Source organism: Pseudodonghicola sp. (genome assembly GCF_048268305.1).
In the GTDB taxonomy this organism is placed as follows: Bacteria; Pseudomonadota; Alphaproteobacteria; order Rhodobacterales; family Rhodobacteraceae; genus Pseudodonghicola.
Genome location: NZ_JBLWVT010000006.1, coordinates 218,949 through 240,585 on the forward strand (window position 1 = coordinate 218,949; position 21,637 = coordinate 240,585).

The window sequence follows — 21,637 nt, forward strand, 5'->3', positions numbered from 1 at the left end:
CGGGCTCAGCCCAGTCCGACGATCCGGGTGACGATCGCATCGTGATCGGACAGTGGCCGGCCGGCCTCATCCAGCGACGGGCGGATCTCGGTCTCGCTCAGCCGCAGACCACGCGCCAGGAACCAGTCGAGCTTCATCGCCCGTTCGGGCCAGCGGGTGATCAGGCTGGGCCGCGTGGTCGGCTGATCGTCCGGGCCACCATGCACGGTGAAGCCGGCGGCGCGGGCCACGTCGAACAGCCCCTCCGCCCGCCAGACGCCATCGTTATGGTTGCCGGTGTTCAGATCGCCGCCGATCAGCACCGGCAGGCCGGGAAACGCCGCGTCAATCGTGGCGATCAGCCCCGTCACCTGCCTTTCCCGATGGGCCGGACCACAGGCGCTTTCCAGATGGGTCGAGACGGCGAGAAACGGGCCGGCCTCGGTCTCGACCGTGGCGCCGATCGCGATCCGTTCGCCCAGACGCGGCTGTTCGGCATCCGAGAACCACTGCCGTTCGCCCCACAGACGCAGCGCGAAGGGGGCGCGCAAGGCGGTCTTCGCCATCAGCCCGTTGCCGTGATAGCCGAGCGCGTTGTGATCGTCGTCGCAGAACTGATGTTCGATCGGCGAGCCGAGGCCGAGTTCGAGAAACTCCACCGCATAGGCATAGGACATGTCCAGACCGTCGGCCATGTCGCGGGTGGTGTTGCGCTGCTTGGTGCGCGCCATGCCATTGTCCATCTCGGACACCAGGATCACGTCGCAGTCGCGCATCTTCGCCGCCGCCTCGGGGAAGAGACAACGTTCAAGGTTCCAGGCCCCGACCGTGACCGGCAGGGGCAAGGGCGCCGTGCCGCCTGCCCCGCCGATCTCGATCAGGTTCATGCCGGCAACCCGCGCCATATGGGCGTCATGCACCGCGATCTCGCGCGGCAGATCGCGGATCGCCAGATCATCGGCGCCCGGCACCGGCAGCGCCGGGGTGGTGTCGCGGATCATTGCGCGAATTCCGCCGCCACGCGGCCGCGCGCCTCGATCCGCCGGCCGGTCACCGCGTCGAACAGATGCAGCCGGGCCGGATCGGGCGCGACATGGATCAGATCGCCCGGCGCCTCCGCCCCCTGGTCGACCACGGCGAGCGCCTGGTCGCCGACCATGCCGTGCAGCACACGGTGCGCGCCCAGCTCCTCGACATATTCCACCCGCATCGGCATGCCGCCACGGGCGACCAGGCGCAGATCCTCGGCCCGGAGCCCCAGCGTCACCGGGCCCGCCGCATGATCGACCTCGGCCAGCGCATGTCCCTCCAGCATCAGCCGGCGACCTTCGACACGGGCGTCCATGAGGCTCATCGCCGGGGAGCCGATGAAGGCCGCCACGAAGGTCGAGGCCGGCTTGCGGTACACCTCGAGCGGCGCGCCGATCTGTTCGACCCGGCCGCCGTTCAGCACCACCAGCCGATCGGCCAGCGTCATCGCCTCGAGCTGGTCGTGGGTCACGTAGAGCGAGGTGGTGCCAAGCCGCCGCTGCAGCTTGCGGATCTCCATCCGCATCGACACCCGCAGCTTGGCGTCGAGGTTCGACAGCGGTTCATCGAACAGGAAAGCCGCCGGCTGACGCACGATGGCGCGGCCCATGGCGACCCGCTGCCGCTGCCCGCCCGAAAGCGCCCGCGGCTTGCGGTCAAGGTATTGGCCCAGTTCCAGCATCCGCGCCGCCTCGGCCACGCGGCTCTCGATCTCGGCCTTGGGGGTGCGGCGGTTCTTCAGCCCATAGGCCATGTTGTCGCGCACCGTCATATGCGGATAGAGCGCATAGTTCTGGAACACCATGGCGATATCACGTTCCGCCGGATCGAGCTGGTTGACCAGCCGCGAGCCGATGTGGATTTCGCCATCGGTCACCGTCTCGAGCCCCGCGACCATGCGCAGCAGGGTGGACTTGCCACAGCCCGACGGCCCCACCAGCACGATGAATTCGCCGTCGGCGATCTGGATATCGACGTCCGCCACCGCCTTGACGCCGCCGGAATAGGTCTTGCCGACCGCTTTGAGAGTAAGCTCTGCCATGTCACTTGTCGCTTTCTGTCAGGCCCTTGATGAACATGCGCTGGAAGATCACCACCACGGCAACGGGCGGGACCATGGCCAGCACCGCAAGGGCGAAGGCTTCGTTGTAATCGGGGATCTGGCTGCCGACCCAGACCTGCAGGATCGACTTGATGCCGCGCATGAGGGTGTAGAAACTCTCGTCCGTGGTCATCAGCAGCGGCCAGAGGTACTGGTTCCAGCCGTAGATGAACATGATGATGAAGATCGCCGCCATCATCGTCTTCGACAGCGGCACCAGCACGTCGATGAAGAACTTCCAAGGGCCGGCGCCGTCGATGCGGGCGGCCTCCAGCAGCTCGTCCGGGACCGATTTGAAGAACTGCCGGAAGAAGAACGTGCCGGTGGCCGAGGCCAGCAGCGGCACGATCAGCCCGGTATAGCTGTTGAGCAGGTGCAGCTGGCTCATCACCTGGTAAGAGGGCATGATGCGCACCTCCAGCGGCAGCAGGAGCGTGGCGAAAATCATCCAGAACAGCACGGTGGCGAAGCGGAACCGGAAATAGACCAGCGCATAGGCCGCCATCATCGACAGCACGATCTTGCCGATCGCAAAGCCGAAGCCCATGATCAGCGAATTCTTCAGCATCAACAGGCCGGTGACGTCGCCGGTGAACCCGCCCCGATGGGTCAGCACCTTTTCGTAGGTGGCATACCCGTTGCTGCCCGGTGTGAGATAGAGCCCGTTGGAATGGATATCGACGCCGGTATGGGTCGAGGACATCAGCGCCATGATCACCGGCACGCAGAGAAACAGCGTGCCGAGGATCAGGATCAGATGGTCGAAGGGTTTGATCTTTTGCATGGTCTCACCTCACCCGTAATGCACGCGACGTTCGAGAAAGCGGAACTGCAGCACCGTCAGCGCGGCGACGACGATCATCAGGATCACCGATTGCGCCGACGATCCGCCGATATCGTTGCCTTTGAAGCCGTCCAGATAGACCTTGTAGACCAGCGTCATCGGGTTGTTGGCGGGCTTGTCCTTCACGATCACGTCGATGATCGGGAAGGTGTCGAACATCGTATAGGTGATGTTGATGATCAGCAGGAAGAAGGCGGTCGGCGCCAGCAACGGCAGGGTCACGTCCTTGAACCGCCGCCAACCGGACCGCGCGTCGATCAGCGCCGCCTCGCGGACCGAGACGGGAACCGACTGCAGCCCTGACAGGAAGAAGATGAAGTTATAGGGGATCTGCTTCCAGACCGAGATGGTGATCAGCGCGATGGCGGTGTCCCAGTAATCCACCCCCACCCTCAGCTCGTGTCCGAACAGCGCGAAAAGCCGGGTGAAAGGCCCCATGTGCATGTCGAAGAACATCATGCCGATCAGCCCCGCCACCGGCGGCGCGATCGCATAGACCGAGATCAGCAGCGTCTTGTAGGTCTCCGCCCCGCGGATCACCTTGTCGGCCTTGACCGCCAGCAGCAACCCGATGCCCAGCGCCAGAGCCGTCACCACCACGCAGAAGAAGGCGGTGAACCAGGCGGTCGAGAGATATTCCTTGTTGCCGAGCGCGTCGGCGTAATTCTCCATCCCCACGAAGGTGGAGCCGAAGCCGAAGGGATCCTCGATATAGAAGGACGATGTCACCGCCTGCGCCGAGGGCCAATAGAAGAAGATCACCACCACGGCGAGCTGTGGCAGCACGAAAAGCCAGGGCGTGATGCCGTGGCCGAACTGCACCCGCTTGACCGGGTTGGCGGTTTCGCCGGACCACCAGTCGCGCAGACGGTGGAGCAATGAGGGGGCGGTTGGTCCCTGGGCGCTGAGGGGCGTGTCGGTCACCGGGTATCTCCTGTCCGGAGGCACGGGCCGGAGGCGCGGCCCGCAAATTGCGAAAGGGTCCCGGGCGAAAATGCCCGGAACCCCGTTGATGCGGTCAGTCTAACGCTCAGCCCGCGGTCTTGGCGAAACGCGCCAGCAGGGCGTTGCCTTCGGTCTCGATGGTGTCGAAAGCGTCCTTGACCGAGACTTCCCCCGAGAAGATGCGGTTGAATTCGCGTTCCATCACCGAGCGGATCTGCGGATAGAAGCCCATCCGATAGCCCTTGGTCCATTCGCCGCCCGGCAGCATCAGCTGCTGGATGCCGACCTCGGCCGCCGGTTTTTCTTTGTAATAGCCTTGCGACTTGGCCAGCTCATAGGCGGCTTCGGTCACCGGCACGTAGCCGGTGTTCTTGTGCCAGTAGACCTGGGTTTCCGGCGCGGTCAGGAAGGTGAAGAACTTGGCGGTACAATCGTTTTCCGCCTTGGGCTTGCCGGCCATGGCGAAGAGTGCCGCGCCACCGATGAAGCTCTGGGTGCCGGCGCCCTCGATCGAGCCCCAGTAAGGCATGAAGACCGCACCGAAGGGGAATTGAGCCGACTTCTGCAGCCCGCCGAAGGAGCCCGAGGAGCCGATCCACATCGCCGCCTTGCCTTCTTCGAAGGGTTTCAGGTTGTCCGACCAGCCGGCGCCGTAGAAGCCGTAATAGCCTTCGTCGGCCCATTCCTTCAGCTTTTCGAACATCATCACCTGATTGGGATCGTTGACGATGATTTCGGTGCCCTTGATGGCGTCATAGCCGTTGTTGTTGGTGGCGAACTGCTGATTGTTGCGCGACTTGAAGTTCTCGACCATCATCCAGGTCAGCTGCGAGGCGGTCATCGGCAGATAGCCGGCCGCTTTCAGCTTCGGCGCGATCGCTTCGAAATCTTCCCAGGTCTTCGGCGGCTCGACCCCGGCCTTCTCGAAGGCTTCAGTGTTCAGGTACATGATCGGCGCCGAGGAGTTGAACGGCATGCCGATGAACTTGCCATCGCTGTCGGCATAGAAATTGCGCACGCCGGCGATGAAGTCTTCGCGGCTGAACTTTTCGCCCGCGCCCTTGATCAGATCCTCGGCCGGGATGGTCGCGCCCTTGGCGGCGATGATGGTGGCAGCACCGGCATCGAAGACCTGCAGGATGTTCGGCTGTTCGCCCGAACGGAAGGCGGCGATGCCCGACGACAGAGCTTCCTCATAGGTGCCCTTGGAAATCGGCGTCAGCTTGCACTGATCCTGCGCGTCGTTGAACTGTTGGGAAATCTCGTTGATGACTTCGCCGTTGCGGCCGCCCATGCCGTGCCACCAGGTGATGTCGGTCGCCGCGAAAGCCGTCGAAGCGGTCATGGCCAGCGCAATGGCTGCCGTCGCCGTCTTGAACATGTCCCTATTCCTTTCAGGAGCTGGTTTCGCGCGACGGCTACGCGCCGGAGGTAACAGTTTCATTTCGCCAATGTGACACTTTGGTGATCCCTCTGCCCCGCGCGGCGGCTGCCCTGAGCCGCGCCACCCGAGCGGTTAACCGCTTTCCGGACCGCGATGAGGACGGTTTGCGCGGCCGATCTCCCCCGGCTTCGCGCCCCTCAGGTCCGCCGGGCAAGCGCCTCGCGGGCGGAACCGGACCGGGGTCATTTCGCGTTTTGATTGAGACCGCTCGGGCTCGACGGTGGGGGCAACCGGATGGTTTTCCTAAAATTCTCCCTGTCCAATCCCCGCCAACGCCCCACAGCGACGTGACCCCAAAGCGGTCATAATGATATATTATCATTTAAAATCAATACAATGAAATGGTCTCCTCAAGCGCAATCTCCATCCGCCAGGCGATATTGTCGGCTTTTTGATCGGTTTAACGCTTGAACATCCGTCAAATTCGCGGAAGCTCGAGGCACACGTAAAAATTGCAATAAAGGACGTTGTTGTGGAACTCACCGTTGAAAGACGTCTTGGGCTTAAAGTCCTATTCGCCCATGGAGAGCTTCGATCGGAGAACGCGGCGGGCAATGCCGCCCGCAAGCTGATCGAAGACCTTGCCCAGCGCGATGTCATTGTCGCGGAATCCAATTCCACCGATGACGCGGCCGCGCGCATTCAGACCGACGCCGGGCTCCAATGCGTTCTGCTCGACTGGTCGCTTGCGGATGAAGGCGGCACGCAGCAGGCCGAAAACCTGCTGTCGCTGATCCGGGCGCGCAACGCCACCATCCCGATCTTTCTGGTGACCTCGCGGCAGACGGCGACCGAATTGCCGATGTCGGTGCTGGAACAGGTGAACGATTTCATCTGGCTGCTTGAGGACACCGCCGAGTTCATCGGCGGGCGTGTTGTCGCCGCAGTGAAGCGGTACCGCGAAACCGTGCTGCCGCCGATGTTCAAGGCGCTGGCCAATTTCGCCAGCGTCTATGAATATTCCTGGCATACCCCGGGCCATACCGGCGGCACCGCCTTTCTGAAGCACATCGCCGGTCGCGCCTTCTTCGAATTCTTCGGCGAGGAGCTGTTCCGCTCCGACCTGTCGATCTCGGTTGGCGAGCTTGGCTCGCTGCTCGATCACTCGGGCCCGATCGGCGAGGGCGAGAAATACGCCGCCCGGGTCTTCGGTGCCGACCGCTCCTATACCGTGACCAACGGCAGCTCGACCTCGAACCGGGTCATCATGATGGCCAGCGTCACCCGTGGCCAGATCGCCCTGTGCGACCGCAACTGTCACAAGTCGGTCGAACACGCGATGACCCTGACCGGCGCCATCCCCACCTATCTGGTGCCCTCGCGCAACGGGCTGGGGCTGATCGGCCCGATCCATCCCGAAACGCTGACCGATGCGGCGATCCAGAGCGCGATCGCGGACAACCCGCTGACGGCCAAGGCGGTCGACCCCGCCCCGGTGCATGCGGTCATCACCAATTCGACCTATGATGGGCTGTGCTATAATGTGCTCAGGGTCGAGGAGCTGATCGGGCAAAGCGTCGACCGGCTGCATTTCGACGAGGCCTGGTATGGTTATGCCCGGTTCAACCCGATCTATCGCGGCCGCTTTGCCATGCATGGCGCCCCCGAGGGTCGCGACCGCAGCGGCCCGACCGTCTTTGCCACCCAATCGACCCACAAGCTGCTGGCGGCGCTGTCGCAGGCCTCGTTCATCCATGTGCGCGACGGGCGCAAGCCGATCCCGCACAACCGGTTCAACGAGGCCTTCATGATGCATGCCTCCACCTCGCCGCAATATGCGATCATCGCCTCGAACGATGTCAGCGCGGCGATGATGGATGGTGTCGGAGGCCTGACACTCACGTCGGAATCCATCCGCGAGGCGATCGCCTTCCGCCAGATGATCGCCCGCATGCGGGCCGAGCTGACCGACGCCGGCGACTGGTTCTTCAGCGTGTTCCAGCCGGAAACCGTCAAGATCGGCGGCAGCCGGATCGCCTTCCAGAACGCCGATGCGGACCGGCTGGCGCAGGAGCCTTCGGCCTGGGTGCTGCATCCCGGCGACGACTGGCACGGCTTCGACCGGCTCGAGGATGACTATTGCATGCTCGACCCGATCAAGGTGTCGATCGTCACCCCCGGCATGTCGGCGCAGGGAGAGCGCGGCGACTGGGGCATTCCCGCCGCCATCGTGTCGGCCTATCTCGACACCCAGGGCATCGTGGTCGAAAAGACCACGGATTTCACCATCCTGTTCCTGTTCTCTTTCGGCATCACCAACGGCAAATGGGGCACGCTGGTCAACGCCCTGCTGAACTTCAAGAAAGATTACGACACCAACCGGCCGCTGCGCGATGCCCTGCCCGATCTGGTTCAGGCCCATCCCGATCGCTATGGCGCCATGGGGCTGAAGGATCTGGCGGTCGAGATGTTCGCCGCGATGGGAGAGCTGAAGACCACCGAGACCATGGCGCAGGGCTTTTCCACCCTGCCCGTCCCGGTGCTGTCGCCGGTCGAGGCCTATGAGCAGCTCGTGCTCGACCAGATCGAATCCCTGACGCTCGACGAGATGGCGAACCGGGTGGTCGCGACCGGGGTGGTGCCTTATCCGCCAGGCATCCCGCTCTTGATGCCGGGCGAAAACGCCGGGCCGGCCGATGGCCCGCTGCTCGCCTATCTCAAGGCGCTGGAGGCCTTCGACCTGCGGTTCCCGGGCTTTGCCCATGACACCCATGGGGTCGAGGTCGAGGACGGGCGCTATCGCGTTCTCTGCATCGCCCCTGCCACCAGCTGAGGAGCCTCGCAATGACCGATACGACCTCTTCCCAGGGCTCCGGCGGCACCAAGATCGGCCTGGTTCCCGCCACCCTGATGGTGGCGGGCAACATGATGGGCTCCGGCGTCTTCATGCTGCCGGCCAACCTCGCCACCATCGGCGGCATTGCCGTCGTCGGCTGGCTGATCACCCTTGTCGGCGCGCTGGCGCTGGCGCTGGTCTTCGCCAAGCTCGCCGCGCTCGATCCCGCGGCCGGCGGCCCCTATGCCTATTCCCGCAAGGCCTTCGGCGATTACATGGGCTTTCAGACCAACCTGATCTATTGGCTGGCCAATGTGGTGGGCAACGTCGGCCTGGCGGTGGCCGGGCTCGGCTATCTCACCTATTTCTTCCCCGAGCTGAAAATCCCGCTGGTGCTGGCCCTGGGCCAGATCGCGATCATCTGGTTCTTCACCTACGCCAATATCCTGGGACCGCGCTTTGTCGGCCGGTTGCAATCCGTCACCACCGTCGCGGCGCTGTTCCCGATCATCGGCATGGCGATCTTCGGCTGGTTCTGGTTCTCGACCGACACCTATGCGGCAGGTTGGAACGTCTCGGGCAAGGATTCCTTCACCGCTGTCGGCGCGACGCTGAACTTCACCCTCTGGGCCTTCATCGGGGTCGAGACCGCCTCGGTCTCGGCGGGCGTCGTCGAGAACCCGCGCCGCAACGTTCCGATCGCCACCCTGGGCGGCGTGGTGCTGGCGGGGGTCTGCTATGTGCTCTCTTCCACCGCAATCATGGGGATGATCCCCAATGCCGATCTGATCACCTCGGCCGCGCCCTTCGCCGATGCGGTCCGCATGGCGCTGGGATCCGAGGCCGCCAATATCGTCGCGATCTGCGCCGCGGTCGGCTGTCTGGGATCGCTTGCCGGCTGGACCCTGCTGGTCGGCCAGAGCGCCAAGGCCGCCGCCGACGACGGGCTGTTCCCCAATGTCTTCTCGCGCACCAATGCCAAGGGCGTGCCCTCGGCCGGGTTGGCGATCGTCGCCGTGATCATGAGCGTTCAGGTGCTGGCCACGATGTCGCCGACGGCGTCGGAGCAATTCGGCAAGATCGCCTCGATCGCGGTGATCATGACCTTGCTGCCCTACATCTACTCGGCGATCTCGCTCAAGGTGCTGAGCTTCACCAAGGTCCAGCATCACGAATATGCGATCTACACGCTGATCAGCCTGGTGGCGGCGATCTATTGCCTGTGGGCGATCGTCGGCTCTGACGGGGAACAGACCCGCTGGTCGCTGATCTTCGTGGTCTCGACCATCGTGTTCTATGCCATGGCGCTGAACCACAAGCGCCAGGTCGAGGCGCATCAGGTGCAGGTCGGCGGCCATGTGCCGCGCATCGTCCGCTATCTGACCTTCACCATCACCCTGGTGGCCTTGGCGCTGATGCTCTGGGTCTCGGTCGGCAAACCGCCTGCCGGCAAGCTCTATACCCGCTCGCCGCAGCCGGTCGCCGGCGCCCCCAGCGCCAGTGCGCCGACCTCCGGCCAACCGGCGAAGCCGTAGGCCGGCCCTGAGGCACAGCGAAAGGGCGGGCCACGGTCCGCCCTTTCCTGTCGACGCAGGCGCGCAAAGCCGCGCGGTCACCTTTGCCGATTGCCCGGTTCTCAGCCGCTGCTAGCATGGCGCATTGCCCCCTTGCTCCGGATAGTTTGAAAATGAGTAAACCCACCTTCCTTATTCCCGCCCTGCTGGGCCTCACCCTCGCCTCTGCCGCCTTGGCCGCGAATGACAGCGCAGAGACCGCGCCGCAGCCCAAGCTCGGCCCCGACGCGGTACCGATCACCGCCGATCACGCCTATCTGATCACCGCCCCGGCGCCCGACTATTGGGCCTTCTCGGCCTTTATCAAACCGCAATTCACCAGCTCGGCCTGCTCGATCGCCGCCGTCACCGGCGCGCTGAACGGGCTGCGCGGCCTACCCGCCAAGGCCGAGGACACGGTGACCACCCAGCCGCAGATGCTGGAGCTGGTCGGCGACCCCGACTGGGCCACGCTTTCGGCCGAGGGGGGTGACGGGGTGACCTTCGATCAGCTCGTGCAATTCACCGGCAAGGCCCTGAAGGCCACGGCGATGGAGGGCTATCGCACCGAGGCTTTCAAGCCCGCTGATGAGAGTGCCGCCTCCCTGGACACACTGCGCAGGCTGCTGACGACCAACGAGGCCACCGCCGAGGACGCGCTTTTGCTCTATTTCAACCAGGGCGTCGTCACCGGTGACTGGGACGGGCCGCATGTCTCGGTGATCGGCGCCTATGACGCCGAGGCGGACAGGGTGCTGATTCTGGAGGTCGATCAAGAGTGGTATATCCCCTACTGGACCCCGACCCCGGTGCTGCTGCGGGCGATGCTCAAGCCCACCGGGGCAGAGCATGGGGTGCTCGAAGGCGAAACCGGCGGGCTCGTTCATATCGTGAAGTGACACCACAGAGGCAGCAGGCCCGCCGCCCCGGTCACATCAGAACAAGCGGCAGGCCCCGAGGGCCTGCCCACCCCATCTTCGATGGCCCAAAACCTCGAATCCAGACCGCGCGAAGATCTCGCATCTCGCGAAGGTGTGCTCTTTTTGAAGCCTTTCTTTTGCGGTATGCTGGAGTCGGGCCGCAATCAGAACGGCCTGTAGTTAAAACGTTTTCCGTCTCCGAAAGGGTCAAACATGCTCCGCTTCAAAGTCCTCGCTGCTGTTCCACTGCTTTGCCTGCTCCCGGCGTGCGAGAACAGCGGATCGAAATACACCCCGATCATCGACGGGGCCGTTGGGCCGAACTATTCCAATGACCTCGCCTATTGCCAGGCGCTCGCCTCGCAACAGGGGACCTTCTCGAACAACACCGCTGCAACCGCCGCAACCGGCGCCGCCGCCGCCGGCGGCACCACGGCCGTACTGAACAACAAGGGCACCAATGTGCGCGACGCAGCCCTGGTCGGCGCGGTCGCCGGGGTTGCCGTGGGTGCCCTGCAACAGCAGCAGAACAAGGAATCCATCATCAAGAACTGCATGCGCGGTCGCGGCTACCGGGTCGTCGGCTGACACGCGGATCACGGCGCCGCCCGCTGCGGAAAATGCGGGCGGCACCGGTTCCCGGGGCACCCTGGCCCTGATGATGTAAGTGGAGTGGCGGCGCGAGCCGCCTTTCCTGTTTTCGGGGTCCCCCCGAGGGCCGCGCGGTCGCAGCGTGCACGCCTCCGAGGACCGGCGAGGTAATCACAGCACCTCGAAGAAATGCGTCCCGTCGCGGTCGAGCTGCGCCACCAGCCCATATTCCCAGTCGAGATAGGCCTGCATCGCCTCGCGCGGCGCCTCGGTTCCCTCGTAGGGCCGGCGGTAGCGGTCGACCCGGGGCGAGGCGAGGCGCGTCTCCCCCTCCTCCACCGGCAGCCCCGCCGCCGCCCAGGCGGCAAGCCCCCCTACGAGCAATCGCACCGGACGCCCGGTCAGCTCGGCCAGATCGCTGGCGGCAAGGGCCGCCAGCACCTCGTCCGGCGTCGTCACCACATAACAATCGGCCTCACCGATCTGGCCCAGCGCCTGCGCCAACTGGCTGCGCAGGGCGAACCAGGCCCCCGGGACGTGACCCCGGACATAGGCGGCCGAGGTCGAGACGTCGACCACAGCGGTTCGCGGCCCGGCCCCGTCAAGCCACGTCGAAAGCTCTCCTGGCGTGATCCGCTCGACCGCGGGAACCGGGGGCAACGGCACCGCCGCCGCGCCCCTGGCACTGCGCGCCGCGGCCGGAACCGGGTCGAGGACGTGAACCTCCCACCCCATCTGCGCCAGCCAGGACGCGGTCATATCGGCGCGCGTGCCGTCATCATCCGCCAGCAACACCAGCGCGCCACGTACCGGGAGGGTGTGGTCGGTCTCCTGCACCAACTGACCGCCGGGCACGTTGACGAAGCCCGGCAGATGCCCCGCCGCATAGTCTTCGGCCGGTCGCACGTCGATCAGATAGACCGAGCGCCCGGACCGCGCCAACCGCGTGGCCTCGGCCAGTGAGACGCGCCCAACGCCGGCGCGCCGGGCCACCGCCCGCGCATCCCGCGCCGCCTGCGCCCGCGCTCGGGCCGAGGGCGGTTGCGCCCTTCGCCCGGCGCCGGTGTCCAGCGCCAGCCCCGCCAGGGTCCAGCCGATGGTGCCGTTGCGCAGGCCCGCCACCGGGTTGGGGATACCGGCGTTGATCAATGACTGGGTGCCGATGATCGACCGCGTGCGACCGGCGCAGTTGACGATCACCTGGGTCGCCGGATCGGGGGCGAGATCGCGCACCTGCAGCACCAGTTCCGCCCCCGGCACCGAAATGCCGCCGGGGATGCTCATCGTCGCGTATTCGTCGAACCGCCGCGCGTCGAGGATTACCGGCGGGCTCTCCGAGCCGATCAGCCGCGCCACCTCCTCGGCGGCCAGCAGCGGCGTGTGCCGGCGCGCCTCGACCAGTTCGCCGAAGGCCTTCGACGGCGCGTTCACGTCGATGAAGGTCTCGAACCCCGCCGCCTCCCAGGCGGCCAGCCCACCGGCCAGCAGTTGCAGGTCGCTGAACCCGAGCCGCCGGAGGATGCGCGCCGCGACCGGGGCGAGATCGCGATATCCGTCATGGCCGTAAAGCACGATCGGCACGTCCCTTCGCGGGATCCGCCGCAGCGCGTCGGCTTCAAGCCGGCCGAGCGGGAAATTCGCGGCCCAAAGTGGATGGCCGGTGGCGAAGGGATCTTCCTCGCGCAGGTCGGCCAGCAGGATTTCGTCGCGGGCAAGAAGCCGCGCGCGGACCTCGGCGGGGGTGACGCTCGGGATATCCTCGGCCTCGGGCCGGGTGGTCAAAGACTGGAAAGTCATGTCATCGCTCCTGCGGTCTCAGAAGAAGGCCCCGGTCGGCGGCAAGGCCCCGGTCAGCTGCTGACGCCCAAGGAATTGCTCCTTGTAGAGGCGCGGGTTATGGGCGGCGATCACCTTGATGTTGCGCCAGTGCCGGTCGAGCGCGGCGCTGCGCGACACCACCGAGCCTGAGCCGAGGTCGATCAGCCAGCCGGCAAGCTGCGGCGCGAGATCGTCGGCGACCACCTTGGCCTCGCTCGCGGCCAGGGTCGCGGCCAGCATCGCGTCGTATTCGTCGACACCGCTGCGGGCGTCCCAGCCCTGCTGGAGCGTCGCGACCGCCCGGTCGGTCACCGCCTCGATCGCGGCGGCATAGGCGCGGATGCGACCCAGCAGGGCTTGCAGGACCGGTTCGCCCGAGGGATGCTCGGCCTCGCCGTGATAGAAGTTGCGCCCCCTGCGATGCAGCACCTCGGTGGCGTCGAGCGTGACGCGCCGGGCGATGCCCGCGATGCAGTTGGTCAGCCAGATCTGATGGAAGGTATAGCGCCAGGGCGCCGCGCCTTCGCGCTCTGGCGGATCGAGCGGATAGACGGCGGCAATCGCCACATCACGAAAGCGCATGGTGCCCGATCCGGTCAGCCGCTGGCCAAAGCCCTGCCAATCGTCTTCGGTTCCGACGCCCTCGCCCCGCTCGACGAGATATTGCACCGTCTCGCCCGACCGCCCGTCGATCGCGGTGCCGACGAAGGCGTCGTTATAGAGGTTCCCGGTGGCATAGGGCTTGTCACCCGAACCACGATAGCTCTGGCGCGCCTCGTCCCAGTCGATCCGCGACAGCACCCGGCTGGGCGGCGCCCCGGCCGCCTGGGCATCGGTTTCGGCAAAGCTCAGCCCCACCGTGGCATGCGCCGCCGCAAGCTCCAGCACGCGGGCGTGCAGCGGGTGCGTCAGGTGGCGCAGCGCGTGTTCGACCTGCCAGGAATGGTTGCGGAAGGCATGGGCCAGGTTGGAATCGACCGCCGCCAGATCGCGGGCGACGCCGAAGAAATCGGTCAGCGAGACCCCGCCGCCCCCCGAGGCGACCGGCAGCCGGAGCGCGCCGATGCCGGCCGCCTTCAGCGCCGCCATCTCGGCATGGGGCAGCCCCGCCGCGGTCTCGCGCCCCGGGGCGGTCCGGGCGAGATCTTCGAACAAGGGACCAAGGCCGAGGCCGGCGGAGAGCGGTGAAATCAACCTCGGCCGATCGGCGGAAGGTCTGGAACTGTCAAGCATGGGAAGTCCTTTCTGGTGCAGGGGGATCAGACCGCGGCGCGCAGGTCGGCGGCATCGCCGGCCACGAAGCGCGGCAGGCCCAGGTTGTCGCGCAGGGTGCGCCCCTCGTATCCCCGGCGATAGCGGCCGAGCCGTTGCAGGACCGGGATCACCTGATCCGCGATCAGGTCCAGCCCCTCGGGCTGGACGTCGATATTGAGGTTGAATCCGTCGGCGCCGCGCCGGTCGACCCAGTCAACCATGTCCAGCGCAAAGCTCTCGGGCGTGCCGACATAGACGCGGTGGCCGCCGGTGATGTTCGAGAACATCAGATCGCGGATATTCCAGCCGTTCAGTCGCGCCTCCTTCAGCATCTCATTGCGATGCCAGCGCGAGGCGATCGGCACGCTGTCCTCATTGGCCTCGATCTCGGCCCAGGGAAGCGGCGCGTCGAGATCGGCAAGGCGGTCGGGATCGACAGCCAGATGGTGCGACAGCTCGTCTCGCAGCGCCGCGGCATCGAGCCCGTCGTCCAGCGCGCGCTTGCGCCGGCGCGCCTCCTCCTCGGTGGCGCCGAGGATCGGGAACAGCCCCGGCATCACCAGCAGGTGGTCGGGATCGCGCCCATAGCCAAGCGCCAGCGCCTTGACCTCGGAGTAGAAGGCCTGGGCGCCCTCGATCACCCGCTGCCCGGTGAAAAGCGCATCGGCATAGCGGGCGCCGAAGGCGCGGCTGTCGGCCGACTGGCCGGCCTGGAAGATCACCGGCCGCCCCTGCGGCGTCTCGGGCACAGAAAGCGCGCCCCGCGCCGAGAAATGCTGGCCCTCGAAGGCCAGCGGCCGCAGCCGCGCCGGGTCGAGATAAAGGCTGCGTTCGGTATCGGCGACGACCGCTTCGTCGGGCAGACTATCCCAGAAACCGGTGACGATGCGGACGAATTCCTCGGCCCGCAGGTAACGATCCTGCTGGTCCCAGCCCTGCGACAGGCCGAAGGCGCCCAGCGCCGGCGCGGTCTGCGAGGTGATGATATTCCAGGCGGCACGGCCACCGCTGGCATGATCGACCGAGGCGATCTGCCGGGCGATGGTATGGGGATGCCCGAAGAGCGTGGTGGTGGTGCAGACCAGCCCGACGTGCTCGGTATGCGCGGCGAGGTTCGCCACCAGCACCATCGGATCGAGCGCGCGCCAGGGCCGGCTATGGGCCTCGGACACCAGCCCGCCCGGCCCGTCGGCGAAGAAGATCGCGTCGAACAGCCCGCGTTCGGCCGATGTCGCGATCTGCACGAAATGGTCGATGTCGGTGGACAGATGACGCTTGTCGTCAAAGGTCTTCCAGGCGGCGTCGTGTCGGCCCGAGGCCAGGACGTTAACGCCAAGGCGGATATGGGGCCGGGTCATGCCGCACCTCCGGGGATCTTCACGCTGACCTCGGCCACGTCGATGCGGGACCGGATGATCTTCCGGTCGGCCAGCCAGTCGGCGGCGCGTTGGAAGCCGGCCATGAAATCCGCATCGTCGGGCTCGTGGAACCGGTTCACCCGCGCCAGCCCGGCGAGGTAATCACGCACCTCGTCGGCATAGCCGGCCTCGGCCTGGGCGATGGCCTCGGCCTCCTGCGGGTTCGCGCTCTGCCAGGCGCCCTCGGCGCTGTAGGCGTCGAGAACAGCGCGGACCAGTTCGGAATTTCGTTCCGAGAACTCGCGGCGGGTCACCAGCGAGGCGAAGTCGATCAGGAATTCCAGATCGCGCCCCTCGTTGAAGATGTCCTTGGCGTCATTCTCGAAGCGCGAGATATCGACGGCGGGCGACCACATCGACCAGGCATCCACCTTGTCCTGTGCAAAGGCCGGGCCGGCGTCCGGCGGATTGAGATAGACGACATTGACCTGATCGCGGTCGACCCCGTTCTGTTCGAGCGCCGCGACCAGCAGGAACTCTCCCAGACCGGAGCGGTTCACCGCCACCGAGCGGCCCTTGAGATCGGCGACGCTGTCGATGCCGCTGGTCTTCTTGACGATGATCGAGGTCGAGCGCGGCGCATAGATGTTGAAGCTGTTGAACACCAGCGGCGCGCCGGCCAGCATCGCGGCGAGCGCAGGGGTGGTCGAGCCCCAGAAGCCGAAGTCGGCGCTGCCGCCGACCACCGCCTGCATCGAGGGCGCGTGGTTGGGAAAGGGGCCGACCCATTCGACGCGGATGCCCTGTTGCGCCAGCCGCGCCTCGAAGGCGCCGCGCTCTTTGGCGACCAGGGTCAGACCACCACGGCCATAGCCGACGCGCACCACATCGGTGGTGCGGCTGAGCCCGGCACCGCCTTGCGCCAGCGCCGGAGAGAGAAGACCGCTCGCCGCGCTGGCGAGGACGGCACCGCCGCTGCGCAGCAGGCGGCGCCGGTCGATAAGGTTGCGTTTCATCTTGGATGTCCTTTCAGGAAAGAGGTCAGTGATGGGTCACGCCCAGCTCTTCCAGCAGGGCCTGACGCAGAAGCTGCCGGTCGATCTCGGCCGGGGTGAAGCTGGCGGCGATGCGACCGGTGCGCATGACCAGGATGCGATCGGCAAGGGTGATCGCCTCGTCCACGTCATGGGTGACGATCAGCACGCCAGGGCGGTGAACGGCGACCAGATCGCGGACCAGATCGTGCATCCGGATCCGGGTCAGCGCGTCGAGCGCGGCGAAGGGTTCGTCGAGCAGCAGGAGCTTCGGCTCGCGCATCAGCGCCCGGGCCAGCGCCACGCGCTGCGATTGCCCGCCGGAGAGACGCCGCGGCCAGTCGTCCTCGCGCCCCTGCAAGCCCACTTCGGCCAGGGCGCGGGCGGCGGCGGCGCGTCCCTCGACAGTCTCCCGCCCGAGCGCGACATTGCGCCAGAGCGTCGCCCAGGGCAGCAGCCGATGTTCCTGGAACACCACGGCAGGGCGCGCAGGCGCGCGGATTTCACCCGCATCGGGCGTATCGAGCCCCGCGAGCGCCCGTAAAAGCGTGGTCTTGCCACAGCCACTTTCGCCGAGGAGAGCCACGAATTCGCCCTCGCGGATCTCCAGATCGAGCGACTGAATGACCAGCCGGCTGCCATAGCGACGTTCGAGGCCGGTGACCGAGACCGCAAGCGGGATGTCTGCGAAACGGTCGCTGCGCGACAGGTCGCGAGAAACCGGGGGAAGATAGGTCATGCGTGACCCTCCGCATAGTTCGGGTGCCAGGCCAGCAGCCGGCGTTCGAAGACCCGGGCCAGAGCATCGGCGCCGACGCCGACGATCGAATAGATGACGATGGTGAGCAGGATGACGTCGGTCTGCAGGAACTCGCGCGCGTCCATGGCGAGAAAACCGATACCCCGAGTGGTGGCCAGGGTCTCGGCGATGATCAGCGCGAGCCAGGCCTGCGCCAGCGCATAGCGAACACCGGTCAGCACCGAGGGCATGGCGCCGGGCAGGATGATCCGCCGCACGATCGCCGGCCAGCCCAGCCCGGTGACGCGGGCCAGCTCCATCAGCTTGGGGTCGATCTGGCGCATCCCCAGCATGGTGTTGATATAGACCGGGAAAACCACCGCCAGCGCGACCAGAAAGAGCTTGGCCCCCTCGCCGACGCCGAACCAGACAATGACCAGCGGCAGAAGCGCCAGGAAGGGGATCGCCCGGATCATCTGCACCGAGCGATCGAGCAGCGTCTGCGCCAGGCGCGAAATGCCGACGGCCACGCCCAGCGCGAAACCGATGGTGCCGCCGATGACAAAGCCGATCGAGGCCCGCGCCAGCGAGGCGACAAGATGGCGCCCAAGCTCGCCGCTTTGGGCCAGTTCCCAGCCGGTGGCCAGAACGCGGCTTGGCGCCGGCAGGACGTGAGGGGTGACGAGCCCGCCGCGGGCGGCGAGTTCCCAAAGCAGGACAACCCCGGCCGGCACGGCCCAGGTCATCGCCAGCTGCGTCAACTGAAGGCCGGGCAGCAGGCGCATCCGGGCGGCCGGCGCCACGGTCGTCGTGGTATCTGCAGGCATTTCAATGTCTCCTGTCGGTTCGGGCATGACGGATCGGTCGCCGGCCCCGGGGGGGCAGCGTCACCGGCATGCGGTCGATGTTGCGATTGGTCTGGAGGCCGCGACCGGAGTCGCGCCGCGATCAGGCGGGTTGCGGGTGCCGCGCCAGCCGGCCGACGAGTTGCCCGGCCGCCGCGTTCAGCCGCGCCGAGATCTCGGGCGAGGCGATGGCGCCATCAAGGATGTCGGTCGGCCCCGCATAGACGCCCGTGGGCATGGTATCGGCCTCGAAGAAACCGAAGAGCGGGCGCAACTGATGTTCGATCACCAGCGCATGACGCAACCCGCCACCGGTCGCCGTCAGCAGGACCGGTTTGCCGCGCAGCGCCTCGGGCTCCATCAGGTCGAAGAGATGCTTGAACAGGCCGGCATAGCTGCCCTTGTGCACCGGCGTGCCAATCACCAGCGCCTTCGCCGCGACGATGCGGTCGAAGACCGCCCGCGCCTGCGGCTCCAGGTCTGTGGCGCGCTGAGCGGTGCCGAACCCCGGGCCGAGGTCGGTCAGATCGTGCACAAGGCCGCGCAAACCCGACAGTTCGGTCACCCGTCTGGTGGCTGCCTCGACCAGCGCCCGGGTGCGCGACGGGAGGTTCAGGCTTCCCGCGAGGCCGACGATATCGGTCATTTTAATCTCCTATATCTACCGTCTTTATCGAGATTTAGGCTAGGAGATCGGGGGCATTGCGTCCATTTCGAAGATCGCCCGGATTAGGGAAGCGTATTCTCCAAACGCGAGCTTCGGCGATAAGGTCTTTCTCTCGTGATCCGGCTGATCCCGGGGCTTAGCGAATGGTTCCGGTTGCCGACTGCACATTCAGAATTGGTGCGGCGGAGGAGCCGGAAAGGCAGACCTCAAGTTAGAAAAACATTTTCTATCAAAATATTACTGAATAATATTCATGCAAAACTTCATGGGAAAGATGGCGAACCGGCCAGCGCCATGGACCCTGGCGATGGTTTTCTATCCGTTCAGCGGCAAGTCCGCCGCGGCGGCATAGGCGGCGCGCATGGCGGCGATGAAACCGGTCACCGGACTGCGCTCCGGGCGATTGGCAAGCTGGATCACCGCCAGTTCCAGGCTCAGCGGCGTGGTCAGCGGCAGGATCCGCATGCCGCTGCCGCGCAGCGTCAGAACCGACAGGCTGTCAGCCACCGTGCACAACCCCGCCCCCCGGGCCAGGCCCACGGCAAAGGGGATGCTCAGCGCGGTCAGGCGACGGCTGGGTTCTATGCCGCGACGGATCAGCTCGGCCTCCAGCTTGCGGCCCAGGGGCGCGTCGACGTTATGGGTCACGCAGCCGGCTTCCATCAGCCAGGCCAGGTCGAAGGCCTCTTCTCCCGCGCGGGGGTGATCGGGGGGCAGTACCGCCACCAGGGGCATGTCGCCGATGATCCACTGCCGCAGCTCCGGCCGATTCGCGGCGGCGCCGCCAATGGCGAGGTCGATCGACCCTTCGCGCAGGGCCTGCAGCTGGTTGTTCTGGCGTCCGCTGTCCACCACGATGTCCAGTTCCGGGAACTGCCGGTGCAGCCGCCCGACCGCATCCGGCACCACCGCATAGGCAAGCGCCGCGGTGGCCATGATCCGCAGCGCCTCCTGAGTGCCGCGCCGGATCGACTCCACCGAATATTCCACCTGCCCCAACCGTTCGAACAGCCCGCCGCTTTCCGCATAGAGCCGCTGCGCCTCCCAGGTCGGTTCCAGCCGGCCCGAGACGTTGCGAAACAGGACGAAGCCCAGTTCGTCCTCGAATATCTGCAAATGGCGGCTGACCGTGGGTTGCGACAGGCGCATGGCGCGCGCCGCAGCGCTGACGCTGTCGGTTTCGAAAACCGTCCGAAAGACTTGAAGCCGATGCAGGTTAAGCCCGTCCATTTCGCTCCTCAAAGCGCCTAATTCTTCATCACAGCCCCGACGACCACCGCCTAGTCGTCCCTCGCCCAAAGGCGCAATGCGGGGCCTTCCCCGGAAACGCAGGGAAAATTCCCCTGAATGATCAGGCAAAGCCATAGCTTCGACGCATAGAATATCGAATATTTGTCGTATTGCCTATAGGCTGGCAGTCCAATTGTCTCTTCCGAAAGGAGACATTGATGCCGATCTTACCCTTCCTCTTTCTCTTCGCGACGCTGCTTTCGGGCTCGGCCATCGCCTATTTCGTCGGCGGCGCCACCATTGTCGGCTTCTTCACCCAAGACCAGCTGCGTTATCTCGCCGCCCTGCCGCAACGGGCGATGAGCCAGCTTGACGTCTTCGCCTTCCTCGCCATGCCACTGTTCATCCTGACCGGTGAGCTGATGAACCGCGGCGGCGTGACCGAGGCGCTGATCCGCTTCTCGCTGTCGATGCTGGGCCGCTTCAAGGGCGGCATGGCGCATGTGAACATCCTCACCTCAGTCTTCTTCGCCGGCATCTCAGGATCGGCGACGGCGGATGCCGCAGCGCTCGGCAACACCCTGGTGCCCGAGATGGAGCGGCAAGGTTATACCCGCGACTATGCCGCCGCGATCACCGCCGCCTCGTCGATCATCGGGCCGATCATCCCGCCGTCGATCATCCTGATCTTCTACGGGGCGCTGCTGAACACCTCGGTGGTCGCGCTCTTCGCCGCCGGCGTGGTGCCGGGTCTGCTGCTGGCGGCGGTGCTGATGGTGGTCAACGCGGTCATGGCGCATCGCTATGATCACCCGGGCGGCAAGGGATCCGAGATCCCGCGTTTCTGGCCATCGCTGCTGAACGCGCTGCCGGCACTGACCCTGCCGGCGATCATCCTCTCGGGCATCCTCTTCGGCGTCATGACCCCGGCCGAGGCGGCGGGCGTCGCCTCGCTCGCCGCGCTGGCCGTGGGGATGTTCTATGGCCGGCTGACCCTGCGCGACCTGCACGAGGCGCTGACCCGCACGGTGATCCTGTCGGGGGCGGTCTTCATCATCCTCGTCGCCGTGGCCACCTTCGGATATCTCACCTCGGTCGAGCAACTGCCGCGCAGGCTGGCCGAGCTGATCGGCGCCATCGGCCTGGACGCCACCGGCTATATGATCGTGCTGAACCTGATCTTCCTGGCCGCCGGCATGGTGATGGACGTCAAGGCCGCCGTGGCCCTGCTGGGTCCGTTGCTGATCCCGCCGGCGATCGCCATGGGGGTCGATCCGGTGCACATGGGCATTTTGATCGGCTTCAACCTGACCGTGGGGCTGCTGACGCCGCCCCTGGGGGGCGTGCTGCTGATCCTCTCGACGGTGGTCGACATCGGCTATTGGCGCCTGGTGCGCGCCACCCTGCCCTTCCTTCTGGTCGAGCTGATCCTGCTGGGCGTGCTGATCTACGTTCCCGCCATCTCGCTCACCCTGCCGCGCTATCTCGGCCTCATCAACTAACCAACAG

At 66.0% G+C, this 21,637-nt stretch carries 18 protein-coding genes; 5 read left to right on the forward strand and 13 right to left on the reverse strand.

Annotation, left to right across the window (positions count from 1 at the left end; translation table 11 throughout):
* Positions 1–5: 5 nt before the first annotated feature.
* From ACN0V4_RS13185 to ACN0V4_RS13205, 5 genes are all read right to left on the reverse strand, one after another.
* Positions 6–980: an endonuclease/exonuclease/phosphatase family protein gene (locus tag ACN0V4_RS13185; RefSeq protein ID WP_417676793.1), complete on the reverse strand. Its 975-nt coding sequence runs from the start codon at positions 978–980 to the stop codon at positions 6–8.
* On the reverse strand, positions 977–2,050 hold the full coding sequence (locus ACN0V4_RS13190; protein ID WP_417676795.1) for a sn-glycerol-3-phosphate import ATP-binding protein UgpC: 1,074 nt from the start codon (positions 2,048–2,050) through the stop codon (positions 977–979). Before ACN0V4_RS13190 ends, ACN0V4_RS13185 begins: the two co-directional genes overlap by 4 nt.
* A gap of 1 nt (position 2,051) precedes the next feature.
* Complete coding sequence (ugpE, locus tag ACN0V4_RS13195; RefSeq protein ID WP_417676797.1) at positions 2,052–2,894, reverse strand: sn-glycerol-3-phosphate ABC transporter permease UgpE; 843 nt, start codon at positions 2,892–2,894, stop codon at positions 2,052–2,054.
* 9 nt (positions 2,895–2,903) lie between these two features.
* On the reverse strand, positions 2,904–3,878 hold the full coding sequence (locus ACN0V4_RS13200) for an ABC transporter permease subunit (RefSeq protein ID WP_417676799.1): 975 nt from the start codon (positions 3,876–3,878) through the stop codon (positions 2,904–2,906).
* 106 nt (positions 3,879–3,984) lie between these two features.
* Positions 3,985–5,280: an extracellular solute-binding protein gene (locus ACN0V4_RS13205; protein WP_417676801.1), complete on the reverse strand. Its 1,296-nt coding sequence runs from the start codon at positions 5,278–5,280 to the stop codon at positions 3,985–3,987.
* Positions 5,281–5,815: 535 nt separating this feature from the next.
* On the opposite strand from ACN0V4_RS13205, the gene ACN0V4_RS13210 reads away from it, so the two are divergent.
* From ACN0V4_RS13210 to ACN0V4_RS13225, 4 genes are all read left to right on the forward strand, one after another.
* A complete protein-coding gene (locus ACN0V4_RS13210) occupies positions 5,816–8,116 on the forward strand; it encodes an Orn/Lys/Arg decarboxylase N-terminal domain-containing protein (RefSeq protein ID WP_417676803.1) in 2,301 nt (766 codons plus the stop codon).
* An 11-nt stretch (positions 8,117–8,127) separates the two neighbouring features.
* Positions 8,128–9,654: an arginine/agmatine antiporter gene (gene adiC, locus ACN0V4_RS13215; protein ID WP_417676805.1), complete on the forward strand. Its 1,527-nt coding sequence runs from the start codon at positions 8,128–8,130 to the stop codon at positions 9,652–9,654.
* Positions 9,655–9,806: 152 nt separating this feature from the next.
* Complete coding sequence (locus ACN0V4_RS13220) at positions 9,807–10,571, forward strand: phytochelatin synthase family protein (RefSeq protein WP_417676807.1); 765 nt, start codon at positions 9,807–9,809, stop codon at positions 10,569–10,571.
* Between the two features lie 234 nt (positions 10,572–10,805).
* On the forward strand, positions 10,806–11,180 hold the full coding sequence (locus tag ACN0V4_RS13225; protein WP_417676809.1) for a glycine zipper family protein: 375 nt from the start codon (positions 10,806–10,808) through the stop codon (positions 11,178–11,180).
* Between the two features lie 174 nt (positions 11,181–11,354).
* On the opposite strand, the gene ACN0V4_RS13230 is transcribed toward ACN0V4_RS13225, so the two are convergent.
* The 8 genes from ACN0V4_RS13230 to ACN0V4_RS13265 all read right to left on the reverse strand — a co-directional run bounded on the left by ACN0V4_RS13230 (position 11,355) and on the right by ACN0V4_RS13265 (position 20,128).
* The gene (locus ACN0V4_RS13230; protein WP_417676811.1) at positions 11,355–12,980 is read right to left on the reverse strand and encodes a rhodanese-like domain-containing protein; all 1,626 of its coding nucleotides are present in this window, start codon (positions 12,978–12,980) and stop codon (positions 11,355–11,357) included.
* An 18-nt stretch (positions 12,981–12,998) separates the two neighbouring features.
* Complete coding sequence (locus ACN0V4_RS13235; protein WP_417676813.1) at positions 12,999–14,234, reverse strand: hypothetical protein; 1,236 nt, start codon at positions 14,232–14,234, stop codon at positions 12,999–13,001.
* Between the two features lie 26 nt (positions 14,235–14,260).
* Positions 14,261–15,613 carry an NtaA/DmoA family FMN-dependent monooxygenase gene (locus tag ACN0V4_RS13240; RefSeq protein WP_417676815.1) on the reverse strand — a complete coding sequence of 451 codons (1,353 nt, stop codon included), beginning with the start codon at positions 15,611–15,613 and terminating at the stop codon, positions 14,261–14,263.
* Complete coding sequence (locus tag ACN0V4_RS13245) at positions 15,610–16,629, reverse strand: NrtA/SsuA/CpmA family ABC transporter substrate-binding protein (RefSeq protein ID WP_417676817.1); 1,020 nt, start codon at positions 16,627–16,629, stop codon at positions 15,610–15,612. Before ACN0V4_RS13245 ends, ACN0V4_RS13240 begins: the two co-directional genes overlap by 4 nt.
* A gap of 25 nt (positions 16,630–16,654) precedes the next feature.
* Complete coding sequence (locus ACN0V4_RS13250; RefSeq protein WP_417676819.1) at positions 16,655–17,386, reverse strand: ABC transporter ATP-binding protein; 732 nt, start codon at positions 17,384–17,386, stop codon at positions 16,655–16,657.
* Entirely contained in the window at positions 17,383–18,213 is an 831-nt protein-coding gene (locus tag ACN0V4_RS13255) for an ABC transporter permease subunit (RefSeq protein WP_417676821.1), read from the reverse strand. Before ACN0V4_RS13255 ends, ACN0V4_RS13250 begins: the two co-directional genes overlap by 4 nt.
* 121 nt (positions 18,214–18,334) lie before the next feature.
* The gene (locus ACN0V4_RS13260; RefSeq protein ID WP_417676823.1) at positions 18,335–18,877 is read right to left on the reverse strand and encodes an NAD(P)H-dependent oxidoreductase; all 543 of its coding nucleotides are present in this window, start codon (positions 18,875–18,877) and stop codon (positions 18,335–18,337) included.
* A 336-nt stretch (positions 18,878–19,213) separates the two neighbouring features.
* On the reverse strand, positions 19,214–20,128 hold the full coding sequence (locus tag ACN0V4_RS13265; protein ID WP_417676825.1) for a LysR substrate-binding domain-containing protein: 915 nt from the start codon (positions 20,126–20,128) through the stop codon (positions 19,214–19,216).
* A gap of 218 nt (positions 20,129–20,346) precedes the next feature.
* Here ACN0V4_RS13265 and ACN0V4_RS13270 point away from each other — a divergent pair, with 218 nt between their 5' ends.
* A complete protein-coding gene (locus ACN0V4_RS13270) occupies positions 20,347–21,630 on the forward strand; it encodes a TRAP transporter large permease (RefSeq protein ID WP_417676827.1) in 1,284 nt (427 codons plus the stop codon).
* Positions 21,631–21,637: the final 7 nt, after the last annotated feature.